The sequence below is a fragment of the Chitinophaga sp. 180180018-3 genome (assembly GCF_037893185.1).
Classification (GTDB): Bacteria; Bacteroidota; Bacteroidia; order Chitinophagales; family Chitinophagaceae; genus Chitinophaga.
In genome coordinates, this window is sequence record NZ_CP140772.1 from 1376025 (window position 1) to 1391630 (window position 15606).

Sequence of the window (15606 nt, forward strand, 5' to 3'; positions counted from 1 at the left end):
TACATATACCAGGGCTATAAAAGTATTTCCATGAATGAAGAACGTTTAGCTTCCATTATTGCGCGTATCGCTGATAATACCGCTACAGATGAGGATCTGGCGCTGTATAATGCCTGGTGTAATCAAATGCAGCAGACCGGTCGTGTTGTCAACGATCACCACCTGGCACTCACCGAAGCACGTACCCTGGAACAGATACGGAAGCGGACGGGACAAGCCGGCAACCGGGGAGTTATTCGTCGCCTCGCTGCAGCTGCCGCCCTTACAGGGGTACTGGTGGGTGGTATATATGCCTACCACCATATGAACGGCACGCGGCAGACGCCTGCCACCAGCCAGATTAGCAACAATGATATCGCCTCCGGAAAAAATATGGCTACCCTAACCCTGGCCAACGGTAAGAAAATCATCCTGGCCGATTCCAAAGCAGGCAAACTCGCCGAAGAGAAAGGGGCCGAAGTCGCCAAAACAGCTAACGGTTCATTGGAATACCGCCCCGTTGCCAGCAACGGGAACGAGGCGCCCCAGTTTAATGTGCTCAATACCGGGCGCGGAGAACAATATCAGATCACGCTCTCAGATGGTACACGGGTATGGCTGAATGCCGCTACCTCACTGCGTTTTCCAGCCACATTCAGTAAAAATGGCAGCCGGGTAGTAGAAGTTACCGGCGAAGCTTATTTCGAAGTCACACAAGACCCATCACATCCTTTTATTATACATACACCTAAACAGGAGATAAAAGTGCTGGGAACCAGCTTTAATGTGAACAACTACCAGGATGAACCTTTCGCCAAAACAACACTGCTGACAGGAGCTGTCAGCATCAACGATAAATTGCTCAAACCTGGTCAGCAGGCGATCAGCGACAATAAGGGGATGCTGCGCATCGCTGCCGTTTCGCCGGAAGCCATAGTAGCCTGGAAGAACGGCTATTTCGAATTCAACGACGAGAACATCTATGATATCATGCGCAAAATTGCACGCTGGTACGACGTAGAGGTGGTTTATGAAGGTACCATTCCTGTCAACGGTATGGAAGGCACCATTTCCCGTTTCGAAAATGTGTCCAAAGTGCTGGGTACTATAGAAAAAGCCGGATTGTTGAAATTCAGGATAGACAAAAGAAAAATATATGTAAGCAAATACTGAGTGCCACGGAGTGAACAATCAATAATAGTGAACAATAGTAAATCCAGACAGTTATGAGGTAAACAACTAAAAGACGTTGCCATACAAAAAAACGTGAAAGTGAGGAAGCACTTCCACGTCGGCTGTAAGGCTTCAATCAAAATCAGTTTTTCGAGGTAGAAAAAATCCAAGTTCGAATCTAAAACCAAACAAGGTAAAGGTATGAAATTAAACCTTCTTCACAAGGAGGGCTGGACGAGCTATTGCCGGTCCCCAAAAATCTTCGTTTTCATGCGAATTGCAACTACACTGATGCTTACGGCTTTTATCAGCCTGTCTGCTGCAGCCAACGCTCAGAAGGTCACCCTTTCTGAGAAGAACAGTTCGCTGGCATCCGTGATACGCAAGCTTAGGAGCCAGACGGGTTACAACTTCTTCTACGTGAAAGATAACATTGATGGAGCCAAACCGGTTACCGTAGATCTGGTCAATGTGCCGCTGGCAGAGGCTTTGAAAGTCATTTTTGCTGACCAGCCGCTTACTTATCTCGTAGATGATAAGGAAATCACCATTAAAAAGAAACCCGCCGCCACAGAGCCTGCGATCGTGCTGGCAGATGTACACGGTAAAATAGTGGATGAAGAAGGCAACCCACTGCCTTTTGTAAGCATCGTCATAAAAGGTACCCAGAAAGGAGCCATCACCGCTGCCGACGGTACTTTCACCCTGCACGCCAGCAACGGCGATGTACTGCTGGCCAGCTCCATAGGATACGAGCCACAGGAGATCAAATATACCGGCCAGGCAACTATTCAGTTTACACTGAAACGTGCTACCAACAGTCTGACCGATGTAGTCGTGATCGGTTATGGCGCCGTTAAACAAAAGAACCTGACTGGCGCCGTTACTACGGTGAAAGGAAAAGACCTGGACGTATCAGCGTCTACCAGCTTCCAGTCGGCCCTTCAGGGTAAAGCAGCCGGCGTGCAGGTGGTACAACCTACCGGTCAGCCAGGTGCAGGTGTAAAAGTACAGATCAGGAGCAATCCTTCTTATGCCAATGCCGGTGTACTGTATGTGGTGGATGGTGTTCCTATCAGCGATATTTCTGCTGATCCGGGACTGAAAGGAAGCGGACAAAGGTATGGTACCGGTGGCGTGGATAAATCGCCCCTGAACTTTATCAATCCTAACGATATTGCTTCTATTGAGTTTTTGAAAGATGCGAGTGCGGCATCTATTTATGGCGCCCGCGCCGGTGCAGGGGTAGTGCTGATCACCACCAAGAAAGGTAACTCCGGTAAATCCAAAGTGGAATACTCCGGTTCCTATGGTGCGCAAAACGCTGATAAGATGTACCCGGTGTACGGCGCAGCAGATTATATGACACAGCGTAATCTCTTCGCCCAGGAAATGTGGTCGAGGAATAATAAGGTGGCTCCATATTATGGTACAGTAGATCCTGCTACAGCGCCGGCTTTCCGTCCGGTCTATTCTCAGGGTATGATCGATTCTGCCCGCGGTAACACCGCGAGAGCTACTGATGCTATCACCCGCTCAGGCTATACACAACAGCATAACCTGTCTATTTCCGGCGGAAACGGAAAAACCACCTACTTTGCTTCCGGTAACTATTTCGATCAGAAAGGGGTTATCATCGGTACCGATTATACAAGATATAACGGCAGGGTAAGCATTGATCAGGCAATTTCCGACAATTTCAAAGTAGGCGCCAATGTGATTCTTTCTAATTCAACCGCTAATAATACTGTTACCGGTGGACAAAATGAGAATGGTGGTATCGTTACTTCTGCCATTTACTGGGCTCCTGTACAACCGCTGCAGCTGCCTGATGGCAGCTATCCGCTGAGTCCATACTATCCGAATATTCCCAACCCGCTGTCTTATGCTACCGTGACCGATAAAACGGTTTCTAACCGCTCATTGAGCAGCGCGTTCGCAGAGTGGACTATCATCCCTGGTCTGAAAGCCAATGCCCGCTTTAGTTACGACAATTATACCACTAAGAGGTCTTCTTATTTCCCAAGAACATTTTTCTATGGTTCACAGGTGAATGGTGCTGCCAGCATTGCTGAAGCAGATGCTAAATCTACCCTGTTGGAGTATACCCTGTCCTATAACAAAACATTCTCCCCCAAACACGCACTGAGCGCTGTTGCGGGATATAGCTACCAGAAAACCAATAATGAAGGATTCAATGCGGCCAATCAGAATTTCCTGTCGGATGTACTGGAATATTACAACCTGGGCGCCGGTCAGGCCGACAAACCTACAGTAGGTTCCAACAGAGATGAAATTATCTGGGCTTCCTATTTTGCAAGGGCTATCTATACCTATAGGGGCAATATCACGTTACAGGGTTCTATCCGCCGCGACGGATCGTCTGTATTTGCAGCCAATAAGAAATGGGGATACTTCCCCGGTGTATCTGCCGGCTGGGTGATCTCTGATGAATCTTTTATGTCGCAGGTGAAGCCCGTTTCCTTCCTGAAACTGAGAGTGGGCTACGGGGAAACAGGTAACAGTGCCTTCAAATCGAATGATGCACAATCCAGTGCCTTCAGAAATTATGGCAGCGTTCCCATCTATTTCGGAAACGGTAATATCAATTCAGGCGTGGCACTGAACCGCGATGGTAACCCGAATCTTACCTGGGAAACAGTAGGCGAACTGAATGCCGGCGTGGATTTCGGTTTATTCCATAACCGTCTGACCGGATCCGTCGACTACTTTAATAAGAATATCCGCAACCTGATCGCCTATGTTAAATACCCGATCGGTTTCGTGATCGATGGTGTATTCCGTAACGCAGGTCAGACCCGTTCTACTGGTTATGAAATCGCATTGCAGAGCAAGAATATCGTTTCTGAGAGTGGGTTCTCATGGTCTACCAGCGTGAACTTTTCACATTACCTGAGCTATTGGGTAAAAAGATCTCCGGAAGCACTGGCTGCCTTGCAGAAGTATGAAATCCCAACCGGTAAAGATGCGTTATTCAATCCTTATTTCGGTTATCTCTCTGAAGGTATCTACAAGGGAGATAAAGGTTCCATGCCTGCCTGGATGCCGGGTATGTTGCCCGGAGGTATTATCCTGAAAGATATTCACGGCTTTGATGCTTCCGGCAAGGTAGTAGGCCCCGATGGCGCCATCACTGCGGCAGATAAAACGTATATCGGTAACCAGGATCCCCGTTTCAACTTTGGTATCGGTAACCAGTTCAGCTACAAAAACTTTGACCTGAGCATTTTCTTCTCTGGTCTTGTACAGAAGAAATGGTCGCCATACCTCGCCGGCAGAATAACTGAGAACACCATGGGGTCTTTCGGCTTCAATGCAATGCCGATATCTTCCAGCCGCTGGAGCTTCCAGAATCCGAACGGAAATTTCCCGACTTCTTTAACAGATGGTTCTTATTCTCAATACCAGAACGAAGCTAACTACTGGCTGGTAGATGCATCTTTCCTGCGTTGCCGGAATATCACCCTGGGTTACTCTCTGCCCGCCAAAGTAATGGAAAAACAGCACCTGTTTTCCGGAGTACGCTTCTCATTCGACGTGCAGAACCCGTTCACTATTACCAAATATCCGGGACTGGATCCGGAACTGAATGGCGATAACTTCTATCCGCTGATTAAAAGTTATGTGTTTGGTGTAAATGTATCATTCTAATCATCTAATCAGGAAGTAATGAAAAAGATATATCATAAACTCGTTTTACCGGTAAAAATTTCCGCTTGCCTGCTGGGTGGTGTGGTCGCTTTCAGCGGATGTGAAAAAGGATTGGAGTATAAAAGTTATGGAGACCTGAGTTCCGTTGTAGGTACCAAAGAAGGCGCACAGGCAGAAGTGAATGCTATTTACAAAGGCCTGGCAGGCGGCAGCGACTGGCAGGGTGGATGGGATGCCGGCACGTATGCCTGGCGTACACAGGCCATGATGACTACCGACGAAGGCGTATGTGCCTGGGGCGGTAACTGGATTCCGCTGCGGAATCTCAACTACAACCCGGATTTCGACTGGGTAACGCATAACTATACACGTTATATGCCTTACCTCTCACAAATCGCCATCACCCTGGCGGATGTTGATAAAGCATCTATCGATGCAGATCTTAAAAAGAGATATATCGGTGAGCTTAAAGGTCTGCGTGCGCATTTCGCAGAAATGCTGTACTTCAACTATGGGCCCATCACCATCGTAACAGATGCGCAGGTAGCAGCGAATCCTTATACTCCTTATGTGCCCCGGCCAACCAGCGATGTGGTGGTAGCACAGATCGAGAAAGATTACCAGGATGCCGCGGCTTCTTTACCCAATAAATTCACCGGGCAGGACTACGGCCGCTTTTCCAAGGGAGCTGCATTAACAGGACTGATGAAACTGTATATGCATGAAAAAAGCTGGGCTAAAGCAGTAGCCACCGGCCAGGCAATCACCCAGCTGGGATACACCCTGACTCCCAACTACGAGGATAACTTCAATATCAATAACAAAGCAGGTAAATCCAGCGAAATCATCCTGGCAGTAGTGTGCTCTCCTACAGGAGGCGATCAGTTCACCAACATGTGGCTGGCGCATTCTCTGCCTTCTGATTACAAAGATTCAACCGGTATACCGCTGACAGCCTGGGGTGGATACAAAATGCCCTGGACCAGCTACGATAAATTTGATAAAGCCGACAAGCGCCTGAAAGTACTGCTGGAATCTTATCCGGTAGATAAAACAGCCGATGGCAAAGTCATCTATAAAAACGCCAGAACAGCAGGCCAGCTGGGAGCAGTGCCGATGAAATTCGGTCCCGATCCTTCTAAAGCCAGCTCTCAGAACAGTGGCGTAGACTTACCCATATACCGTTATGCAGACGTATTGCTGATGCTGGCCGAAAGTATCAACGAAGCCAACGGCGCTCCTAACCAGGATGCGTACAACGCTATCAACGCAGTAAGGGAAAGAGCCGGCCTCGGCGATCTTTCAATGGGATTATCCAAAACCCAGTTCCTCGCCAAAATCCAGGACGAACGCCTGTTTGAGCTCTGGGGCGAAGGATGCAGAAGGGATGACCTGATCCGCTGGAATATGTTCATACAGCGTGCTGTCAACGATGGCTCCTCCACAGCTCAGTCTTACAAAGTATTGTTCCCGCTGCCACGTGTGGTGATCACACAAAGCAACGGTGTTATCAAACAAAATGAAGGGTATAACTAAGTGTGATGAAACGACTGTTCTATTTACTTTTTTTAATATCATCCGATCTGTGGGCGCAGGAAATACCTGCGCCTACTGATCTTCAGCTGACAGGCACCCGGAGCTGGGTCAAAGCCGGCTGGAAAGATAATGCTGAAAATGAAACGGGGTATAATGTGTATTGGTCTGTTAACGGTCATAAACCAGCCACTCCGTCTGCCACCCTGCCGGCCAACACTAATCACTACTATATTCAACAGGTAGCGGCCAATAAAAATTACCACGTTTGGATAGAGGCAGTAGCTGGCAATCGCCGGAGCAAAGCCCTCACCGGAACGGTTACCGCCACTACCCAATGGACACTGGATACTACTGCAGCCAGTCATCTCGATATTGCCAGCTCTGCAGCCGTACCGGAAGGTATGCAGCTCTTCTGGCACGATGAGTTCAACGACGAACTGCTGGACCGCAACAAATGGCATACCGTCTATTATTCCAATATCGATTTCCTGAAGAAGGATAACTTTCAGGAAATGCGGAATGGCACATTACCGGAAGCAGCCTATTCCTTCACCGGGCATTCCATCAATATTTTCACCAACGATTCGCTGCCGGCGAAAGCATATTACCCGGCCAATGGAAGAAAAATATCCTCCATCCAGACATACGACTGGGGTACTAATGACAACCTGCTCGATAATAGTCGCGGTGGCTATTTCGAAGTAAGGGTAAGACGCAGCTACACCGGTCATCCTGCAGGGCTGAACACTGCCTTCTGGTTCGACTCGCCCGGGCCGGATCTGAAATACTACCTGCAGGAGGGAACTACGCTGGAAGGTACCGCAGGGATAAGGCCTAAAGGACAGGTGTTCGAAATAGATGTATTTGAAAACCTGGACGCTCAGTTTGTGATGCATGGCCATGTCGATAAAAACGGGCGCTTTATTCACAACCTGGCTACACATATCGCTGAAGGTTTTACGCATCGCGATAACTGGGTAGTACATGGCATATTATGGACGCCCAACAGCATTAAACATTACATCAACGGACAGCTGATCAAAGCTTATACAGACCCACATCAGGTATATTCCCCCAATCACTTCATGAACGTATTCCTGGGTAGCTATGGCGGCGGAGGAAGTGTGAATATGGAAGTAGATTACATTCGCGGATATCAGTGGCTACTGGAAGGTGGAAACGAATTGCCCAATCCGGGATTTGAAGCCAATAACAACCTGCTGCCCTGGGAAGGGACTGGTACTTTATCGGCCGGGGTGAAAAGGAATGGTCAGCATGCCCTGTTACTCAAGCCTGGCCAGGAAATAACGCAATATGTTTACCTGAACAACGATGCCGCCTACCAGTTGTCGTACTGGGCGCAGGGTAGCAGCGAATTGTACGCCACCGTGAACAATGTGAAGCTGGTGACCGGGGAATTGCAGCAGGCGGCTGAACAACATAAAACGGGAAAAAGCACTTTTACTGAAAACAAGTTTTTCTTTAAAACAGGGAAAGAGTACGGTAACAATACGAAAACCGTAAAGATCAGTTTCACCAACCGGGGTAGTGCTGATATTATACTGGACGATGTGGATGTACGGAAAGCCGGTAAATAAACAATAGCATTGCAGGCGGAGATAAGCGCGCCGCCTGCAATTCATGTTAATGATCACTTTTTGACCAGCTGCGAATAACGCAGTATTTCTCCTTCACCGGGCACAACGATCCTGCTGCCCAATTGCTCTTCCGCAATATATTTTCTCAGTTCACTTTTTGTAAGGCTGCAATGGTTGATGCCATCCATATGTACTGCCACTACCTTTGTTGCCGGCAATAGCTGCGTGATACTTTTCAGTTCTTCTGCAGTCAGCGTCATAGGGATACCCGGAGCCAGTACCGGATTTTCTTTAGTGAAGTGGCATTGTCCGGTATTGGCGATGACCACCGGCGGATGAGTGGCGTTCAGGGAGGCTTTCAGGCGCTCATCCAGGATAGCATCGCCGGTAAAGAATACGGATGCTTCTTTCGTTTTCAGATAGTAGGAAGATGATTCACCGAATGGAGGTGCTCCATTAGCGCCCTGGTGATGGCTGGCCCGGAACCGCGTAATGGAGATCCCTTCCCAGGTGAGACTGCTGTCGATTACGCGCGTATTGGTAAATCCTTTTTCCTGCAGTTTTTTATCTTCCCCAGGTTGACAAAAGATCAGCATATCCTTCGGTAAAAACTTTTCTGCTGCTTCATCAAAATGATCAGGATGGTAATGGGTTAGCAACACTGCATTTACATCTTTGATAACCTGCTCCCTGCTGAAAGGCAGGTCGATAGTGGGATTGGGAACGTCGTTGGAGAAAAAAATCGGCGGTTCCGTACCTTTGTCTCCGAGTATCGGGTCTACAAGCAATGTCACATGCTGGTAATGTACTTTCACCGTAGCGCTTCTGATTAACTGGATGGTTATCGCATCGGATGCCGTAGCTGCTGAAGAAGTAAAGGTCTTGAATAATATCGCAGCAAATAATGCTAACTTTTTCATGTATAAATGAATTTATTTGCAGCAAACGTAGACCTTTATGTATCCATCGTCAAGTAGGTACATTTCCGTTCGGCACATACTTTTTGGTGCGTAATGTGAATGGACGGATATCTTGAGAATAAAAAAAAATGAAGAAAAATGAGAGATCCAAAATTACATTGTCCTTTAACCTTTGCGGTGAAGGCCATTAGTGGGAAATGGAAACTATATATTTTAAGTTTATTATCAGATGGGAAAGTAAAGCGATATGGAGAGTTCAGAAACAATTTTGAACACCTCACCGAGAAAATGCTCACCAGTCAGCTGCGGGAGCTGGAGCGCGATGGCATCATTTCACGGACCGTATATCCCGAAGTACCGCCCCGGGTGGAGTATCAGCTAACAGAGCTGGGAAAGAAACTGTGTAAGGTGTTTGATGTGTTGTATGACTGGGGCGTGGAGTATATGAAGGAGCGGAAGCAGGAAGAGTTGGTACGGTTGGAGCAGGCGGGAGTTCATTTGGAGGATGGGGGAGGTGAATCTATTTAGTGATGTTTTCAGCAATAGTATTTATATCTATTTTTTCACAAATGGACTCAGCTAAAATTATTTGAAAGGATTTTTAATTGTAATCTTTCCATTGATGACCTGGCCGTTATGTAAATCTTCCGAATAGAGGACACTGCAATTACTTTCCAGGGCAGCAGATATAATCAAACTATCATAAAAGGAGAAACCGTACTTGTCGGCTATTTGACATGCTTGCAAAATAGTATTTTCAGTATTGGTATGAAGGTTATTGTTTTGGCAACATTCTTTTATTGCCATTGCAGCCTGTGTATAGCTAAATTGGAATTTACGGGTGACAATATTGCATAGTTCCTGCAAAACCTGGGTACTAATAAAAGAATTGTTATCAGTTATTAATTTTCGCGAAACTTCTTGTTTACTTATTTCCGAATTGGAATAAGAATAAACCAGGATATTGCTATCGAGAAAAACATTATCGTTCATTGGCTTCATCCCGATTAAATTTGTATCCTCTTGTATCAATCGATAAAGCAGAAAATGTTACCTTTTTCTTTAATGGTTTTTTCTCAGTAAAGCCTTCGTCTTTTGCAAAGGCAATCACTTCTATTTGTTTCCCTACATAGTCTTTGGGGATATCAAAAGAAATGGTTTGTTGATTGGGAATTATTATTGTGCGTATCATAATTTATGATGTATAAGTTAAAATGTAGTATTATTCTTTCGTTTCACTGGTCATATTCCCAGCATTTTAATGGACGTTCGTATAGTACTATTTGAGGTAAATATAGTCAAAATTCCCAAGAAGCTGAATACATATATACTATGTAATATGTAAATTTCTTATTCACTGCCATTCAAAATAGCTCCTATAATAATCATCGGATCAGCAGCATATTCATAGCACCTTTCCATCTCCCCACATTCTTAAAACAAAAATAATACTACGAAATACCAAAGTTTATCAACTTGCAGGCGATTGTATTCAGATGACACATTAATTTTTTAAGCGAAATACCTTCAGCATATGGCGACGGAAGAAACCAGCATACTGGTAAAAGAACTACAGCAGGGGGATTTAAAGTCATTTAATACCCTGTATTATAAATACTACCGTCCTGTATTTGCGAACATATGCCGGCTAATAAGAAAACAGGAAGATGCGGAAGAAATACTACAGGATGTATTTGTAAGCTTATGGAATAAAAGAGAAACATTGGATCCCGACATGTCCATCGGGGGCTGGCTGATGGTCGTTAGTCAAAACAAATCTATCAATTACCTGCAGAAAAAGGTCAGGGAGAAATTACTTTTGACGGGGGATGTCACGGATGAAGCGCTTCAAAATGCCGACAATAAAGAAACCTTTAATATAGAAGCACAGCTCGCACATCTGGATAAAGCCATTAGTAATTTACCTCCTAAACAAAGACAGGCTTTTACACTTTGCAAACTGCATCTCAAGACCTACGGACAGGCTTCCGAATTGCTGGGGATATCGCCTCATACAGTGCGGGAATATGTTACCAAAGCGGGCGAACGCGTTAAATGGGAAATGCTGCAAATAGACGCTGATCTGCTTTTTATTACACTCGTATTACTTCCTCTGTTGTCAGTGCCCCATTATTGTTAACATTAACGTAACATAGCCCAACCCCTCACTTCTGTTAAAGCGCATTGTATTTAAACGTGAAAGCATGCAGGAATTAGAAGCATTATTAGATAAGTTTTGGTCTGACACAATCAGTCAGGATGAATTGAAGCAACTGGAAACATTGTTACAGCAGCAGCAATCCGGAAATGGAGCGTCTGCTTTGATGATGCAGGGTGCTGCCGGAGAAAATGTGCAAAGTACTTTAGATCCGGAGAAAGCAGATGAATTATTTAAAAGTATCCATACAACTATTTCAAATGCCGGTGTTGCAAAGAGCACCAGTGCTTTGAAGAAGAAAACGGTAACACCCTGGCTTCGTTTAGCCGGAATAGCGGCGGGTATTATGATAGCTGTTATATTCACCTGGCTATGGACAAGGAAAGGCGAGGTGGTACAAATGAAAAATAGCATACAAATGGCAGGCAGTAAAGTGCTTCATCATACAGAAAATAAAACGGATACCATAATGAAAATTTCGTTGCCGGATGGCTCTGCAGTCATGCTTTATCCCGGAAGTGAAATCAGTTATTATTTCCCTTTTATAAATAACAAAAGAGACATCATACTTAGAGGCGCTGGTGAGTTCAACGTAGCCGGAGATCGTTCAAAACCATTTACTGTATATGCGAAGGATATCGCTACTACAGCACTGGGAACGCGTTTTAAGGTAGATGCAGAGAAAAAACAAGTGCATGTATTATTATACGAGGGGAGGGTTGTTGTTCAACCGGCCACGGGCAACAACAACTCCAAGAAAGCATACCTGTATCCTGGCCAGCAACTTGCCGTAACAAATGATTTTGATTACAACATCACCGGAATACAGTCAACGGCGAAGTTAGCCGCTGCAACAAAGGGTAAGAAGGTGCTGCATAAGAATGATTTTCCTGCAGAAAGTGCAGATACGGCCAACCTGAGTTTTAGAAATACTCCTTTGTCAGATGTCTTTGATAATCTGGCCAACAAATTTCATGTGCATATTATCTGTGCTGACAGAGATAAATTGCAACAAATACCATTTACCGGCCACTTCAATGGCAGCGATTCCCTGGAGAACCTGTTAAAGGTGCTTTGCGGAATGAACAACCTGCAATATCAGTTAGCAGGCGATGAAGTAACCATCAGCCATCCATAAAGCTATAGCGTGTACATCTGCTTTCGTCCTTTCATAAGGACGTGAAAACTCCTGCGAGGGGTGGTGGGAATGTATTGCCTTATATCAACCTTCAAATGAAAATTGTTAAATATGACCATCTTTAAAAAGAAGATTAGCAGCATCCTTTTTTTTATACTGGGTTTCCTGCCGATACTTGTCCATGCACAAAACGCAAGAATAAAAGGAACTGTTCTTGACGAAAAAGGAAGTCCCTTACCGGGCGTAGCGGTAAGCATAGGGTTAAATAATGCCTACACCTACGCAGCATTAACTGATACCGCAGGATTATTCAGCATAGACAACCTGGCTATCGGTAAAAAGTATGATTTTCGATTCAGCTATGTTGGTTACGAAACCTACACGGAAAAGGCGGTAGCAATTGTGAATAACATTGCCAACCTGCTTGTTCGTATGAAACCAGGGAATAAACAACTGAACGATGTAGTGGTAGTTGGATATGGAACACAAAAGAAAGTAAACCTTACAGGCGCTGTGAGCCAGGTGGATGCTACGGCATTTGAGAATAAGCCCATAGCCACAGTGGGACAGGCATTGCAAGGGGCCATTCCTAACCTGAACATCAACTTTGGAGACGGTCATCCCGGAAGCGTTGCTACCTTCAACGTCAGAGGCTTTGCATCTATCAACAATGTAAGCGGCTCTCCATTGATCATCATTGACGGTGTGCCCGGTAAGATGGATCTGTTAAACCCTAACGATATCAATTCTGTAACCGTATTGAAAGATGCCGCCTCTGCTGCTATCTATGGAGCCAGAGCGGCGTTCGGCGTTATCTTAATTACCACTAAAACAGCAAAGAAAGGAAAGTTAAATCTGTCTTACGGCTATAGCTACGGCATACAAACCCCTACTACAAGAACTGATTTCATGACGGATGCATACACCCAATTAAAACTGGTGGATGAGGCATTCAGCCGGAATACGGGCAGTAGCTACTCCGGGTATACCGATAATGACTATGCTGAATTAAAGAAAAGACAAACGGATAAAAGTCTTCCGGATATTGTAAAACAGAACAGGAATGGCAGAGATATGTACGTTTCCTACGGCAACACCGACTGGTGGCATTATCTGTACAGAAGATCCACACCTCAAATGGAGCATCATTTTACGCTGAGCGGCGGATCGGAAAAAACAAGTGTCCTTATTTCCGGCAGATATTTTTCCCAGCAAGGGCTATACCAGGACTACCTGGGGAATGATAATTACAAGGGCTACAATTTGAGAGCAAAAATAAACACGCAGGTCAACGACTGGTTAAACCTATACACCAATACTCAGTTTGCTGCGGGCAATAACAATTGGCCAGGATCCGGGAAATACGGCAATAATACCGGTTTGTATAATCATGCCATGGCGGCCTACGTTCCCAGGAACCCCGATGGCTCGTTGAGATTCAGAACCAACCTGAATAATTACGCTGCAAGTGAATATCCCGAGTTATCATACGGCAAATCAAAAGGAAAGGAAACAAAATATGATATATCGGAAATCCTGGGGTTTACGATGAATTTCTTCAATGACAAACTGAAAATAGACGGAAATTTTTCATACGAATATATGCCCGGCTACCTGACGCAAAGATCATCAAAGTTTCCATGGTCAGTTTATCCCGGTGTGTATGAATATGATGGCAACAGTGCTTTAACGGAAACGAATAATATCAATCAACATCAGACATTAAACCTTTTTACAACTTATACAACCGGCAAGGGCGATCATCATCTGCAAGCCACCGCCGGTTATAACCAGGAACTGCAAAGATTTAAATACACGAGTGCAAAAGCATACGACCTGTTGTCTGATGACCTGGGCCAGCTGGACCTTGCAACAGGAAGCAACTATACATACGGCAATGAGAATGAATGGGCGTTAATGGGCTTCTTCGGAAGGGTCAGCTACGACTATAAGAGTAAATATCTGCTGGAGCTCAATAGCCGGTACGACGGAACATCCAGGTTTCCCAAAAGCAGCAGGTTTGGATTATTCCCTTCTGCATCGGGAGGATGGCGGGTGAGCAGCGAAAACTTTTTTGCACCACTTAAAAAATACATCAGCGATTTAAAGATAAGAGCATCTTACGGTTTATTAGGCAACCAGGATGTAGGCAGTGCTTCATCCGATTATTATCCTTATATCCCGGTGATGAATAATGGAACAAGCAATTGGGTGAACAGTAATGGACAGGTAAAATACATCAATGCCCCTAATCCGGTAACACCAAATTTTACATGGGAAAAAACTAAGTCTTTAAATATTGGTGTTGATGTGACAATTCTCAGGAATCTGCAGCTGAGCTTCGACCGTTACCGGCGCCTGACAACAGACATGCTGATTAACGGAAAAACCCTTCCTTCCGTATTTGGAGCGGGCTCGCCCAAACAAAACGCCGGCGACCTGCAAACGGACGGCTTTGAGTTCTCTTTTAACTGGAGCAACAGCTACCGTGTAGGGGGCAAAGACATGTTGGTGTCATTCGGTGGAAATATCAGTAACTATACTGCGAAGATCACCAAATTTGATAACCCTAAACAACTGCTGAATAATTATTATGTAGGTCAGCGAATTGGTGAAATATGGGGATACACTACGGATGGCCTGTTTAAAAGTGATGCGGAGGCAGCTGCCTGGCCAATTAACCAGGACCAGATTGATCTCTCCCAAAGAGTGGAATCTCCCGGCGAGTGGAGTAAACTGAAGGGAGGAGATGTGAAATTCAAAGATTTAAACGGAGATAAAGTTATCAATAACGGTAGTAACACCGTAACAGATCATGGCGACTTAAGAGTGATTGGCAACTCATTGCCGCAGTATGCTTATAGCTTTAACACCCGCGTGAATTGGAACAATTTTGACCTGTCTTTATTTTTCCAGGGCGTATTAAAACAAGATTGGTATCCAACAGTGGAAGCCGGCCTTTTCTGGGGCGTTTTTGGAAGACCTTATACTTCTTTCATTCCTAAGGATTTTGAAAAAGATGTGTGGACGCCAACCAATACAGATGCCTATTTCCCAATAGTGAGAGGGTATGAAGTATATTCCGGCGGGGCTTTGAATACGCCCAACGACCGTTATCTGCAAAACATCGGTTATTTAAGATTAAAAACTGCGATTATAGGCTACACGTTATCTCCCCGCATCCTGGGCCGGTTCCGTAACTATATTCAAAATGTACATGTATACTTTTCCGGACAGAATTTGTTCACCTTTACCAAATTCAGGTCAAAATATATAGACCCGGAATCAGTAGGGCCGTATGATCTGGACAGAGGCGCCGGATCCTATAATCCCAATACTGCTGCTTCAAATACAACCGACAATGGCGCCAGGTCTTATCCTTACATGAAGAACTATACGGTAGGCGTAAACGTGACTTTCTAATATTACAAA

General features: G+C 45.2%; 11 protein-coding genes. 8 read left to right on the forward strand and 3 right to left on the reverse strand.

The window, feature by feature from the left end:
• Window positions 1-30 precede the first annotated feature (30 nt).
• The 4 genes from UNH61_RS05635 (at window position 31) to UNH61_RS05650 (ending at window position 7958) form a co-directional block, all read left to right on the forward strand.
• Window positions 31-1152, forward strand: coding sequence for a FecR domain-containing protein (locus UNH61_RS05635; protein WP_326991153.1), 1122 nt, complete (start codon window positions 31-33; stop codon window positions 1150-1152).
• Between the two features lie 270 nt (window positions 1153-1422).
• Window positions 1423-4824 carry a TonB-dependent receptor gene (locus UNH61_RS05640; protein WP_326991154.1) on the forward strand — a complete coding sequence of 1134 codons (3402 nt, stop codon included), beginning with the start codon at window positions 1423-1425 and terminating at the stop codon, window positions 4822-4824.
• A gap of 18 nt (window positions 4825-4842) precedes the next feature.
• Window positions 4843-6360 carry a RagB/SusD family nutrient uptake outer membrane protein gene (locus tag UNH61_RS05645; RefSeq protein WP_326991155.1) on the forward strand — a complete coding sequence of 506 codons (1518 nt, stop codon included), beginning with the start codon at window positions 4843-4845 and terminating at the stop codon, window positions 6358-6360.
• Window positions 6361-6365: 5 nt separating this feature from the next.
• Entirely contained in the window at window positions 6366-7958 is a 1593-nt protein-coding gene (locus UNH61_RS05650; RefSeq protein ID WP_326991156.1) for a family 16 glycosylhydrolase, read from the forward strand.
• A gap of 53 nt (window positions 7959-8011) precedes the next feature.
• Here the strand turns inward: UNH61_RS05650 and UNH61_RS05655 are convergent, their stop codons facing one another.
• A complete protein-coding gene (locus UNH61_RS05655; RefSeq protein WP_326991157.1) occupies window positions 8012-8878 on the reverse strand; it encodes an MBL fold metallo-hydrolase in 867 nt (288 codons plus the stop codon).
• Between the two features lie 138 nt (window positions 8879-9016).
• Between UNH61_RS05655 and UNH61_RS05660 the strand changes: the two genes are divergently transcribed.
• Window positions 9017-9406 (forward strand): helix-turn-helix domain-containing protein, encoded by a 390-nt coding sequence (locus UNH61_RS05660; protein ID WP_326991158.1) that lies wholly within the window; start codon window positions 9017-9019, stop codon window positions 9404-9406.
• A gap of 57 nt (window positions 9407-9463) precedes the next feature.
• On the opposite strand, the gene UNH61_RS05665 is transcribed toward UNH61_RS05660, so the two are convergent.
• A complete protein-coding gene (locus UNH61_RS05665; RefSeq protein WP_326991159.1) occupies window positions 9464-9880 on the reverse strand; it encodes a PIN domain-containing protein in 417 nt (138 codons plus the stop codon).
• Complete coding sequence (locus UNH61_RS05670; RefSeq protein WP_326991160.1) at window positions 9861-10070, reverse strand: hypothetical protein; 210 nt, start codon at window positions 10068-10070, stop codon at window positions 9861-9863. Before UNH61_RS05670 ends, UNH61_RS05665 begins: the two co-directional genes overlap by 20 nt.
• Window positions 10071-10412: 342 nt before the next feature.
• On the opposite strand from UNH61_RS05670, the gene UNH61_RS05675 reads away from it, so the two are divergent.
• The 3 genes from UNH61_RS05675 (at window position 10413) to UNH61_RS05685 (ending at window position 15597) form a co-directional block, all read left to right on the forward strand.
• Complete coding sequence (locus UNH61_RS05675) at window positions 10413-11018, forward strand: sigma-70 family RNA polymerase sigma factor (RefSeq protein WP_326991161.1); 606 nt, start codon at window positions 10413-10415, stop codon at window positions 11016-11018.
• A gap of 64 nt (window positions 11019-11082) precedes the next feature.
• The gene (locus tag UNH61_RS05680) at window positions 11083-12174 is read left to right on the forward strand and encodes a FecR family protein (protein WP_326991162.1); all 1092 of its coding nucleotides are present in this window, start codon (window positions 11083-11085) and stop codon (window positions 12172-12174) included.
• Window positions 12175-12285: 111 nt separating this feature from the next.
• Complete coding sequence (locus UNH61_RS05685; protein WP_326991163.1) at window positions 12286-15597, forward strand: TonB-dependent receptor; 3312 nt, start codon at window positions 12286-12288, stop codon at window positions 15595-15597.
• The last annotated feature ends 9 nt before the right edge of the window (window positions 15598-15606 follow it).

Excerpts from the sequence above, each read along its gene's own strand:
- UNH61_RS05635 (WP_326991153.1), top strand. The coding sequence starts at position 31 with ATGAATGAAGAACGTTTAGCTTCCATTATTGCGCGTATCGCTGATAAT.
- UNH61_RS05640 (WP_326991154.1), top strand. The coding sequence starts at position 1,423 with ATGCGAATTGCAACTACACTGATGCTTACGGCTTTTATCAGCCTGTCT.
- UNH61_RS05645 (WP_326991155.1), top strand. The coding sequence starts at position 4,843 with ATGAAAAAGATATATCATAAACTCGTTTTACCGGTAAAAATTTCCGCT.
- UNH61_RS05650 (WP_326991156.1), top strand. The coding sequence starts at position 6,366 with ATGAAACGACTGTTCTATTTACTTTTTTTAATATCATCCGATCTGTGG.
- UNH61_RS05655 (WP_326991157.1), bottom strand. The coding sequence starts at position 8,878 with ATGAAAAAGTTAGCATTATTTGCTGCGATATTATTCAAGACCTTTACT.
- UNH61_RS05660 (WP_326991158.1), top strand. The coding sequence starts at position 9,017 with ATGAGAGATCCAAAATTACATTGTCCTTTAACCTTTGCGGTGAAGGCC.
- UNH61_RS05665 (WP_326991159.1), bottom strand. The coding sequence starts at position 9,880 with ATGAAGCCAATGAACGATAATGTTTTTCTCGATAGCAATATCCTGGTT.
- UNH61_RS05670 (WP_326991160.1), bottom strand. The coding sequence starts at position 10,070 with ATGATACGCACAATAATAATTCCCAATCAACAAACCATTTCTTTTGAT.
- UNH61_RS05675 (WP_326991161.1), top strand. The coding sequence starts at position 10,413 with ATGGCGACGGAAGAAACCAGCATACTGGTAAAAGAACTACAGCAGGGG.
- UNH61_RS05680 (WP_326991162.1), top strand. The coding sequence starts at position 11,083 with ATGCAGGAATTAGAAGCATTATTAGATAAGTTTTGGTCTGACACAATC.
- UNH61_RS05685 (WP_326991163.1), top strand. The coding sequence starts at position 12,286 with ATGACCATCTTTAAAAAGAAGATTAGCAGCATCCTTTTTTTTATACTG.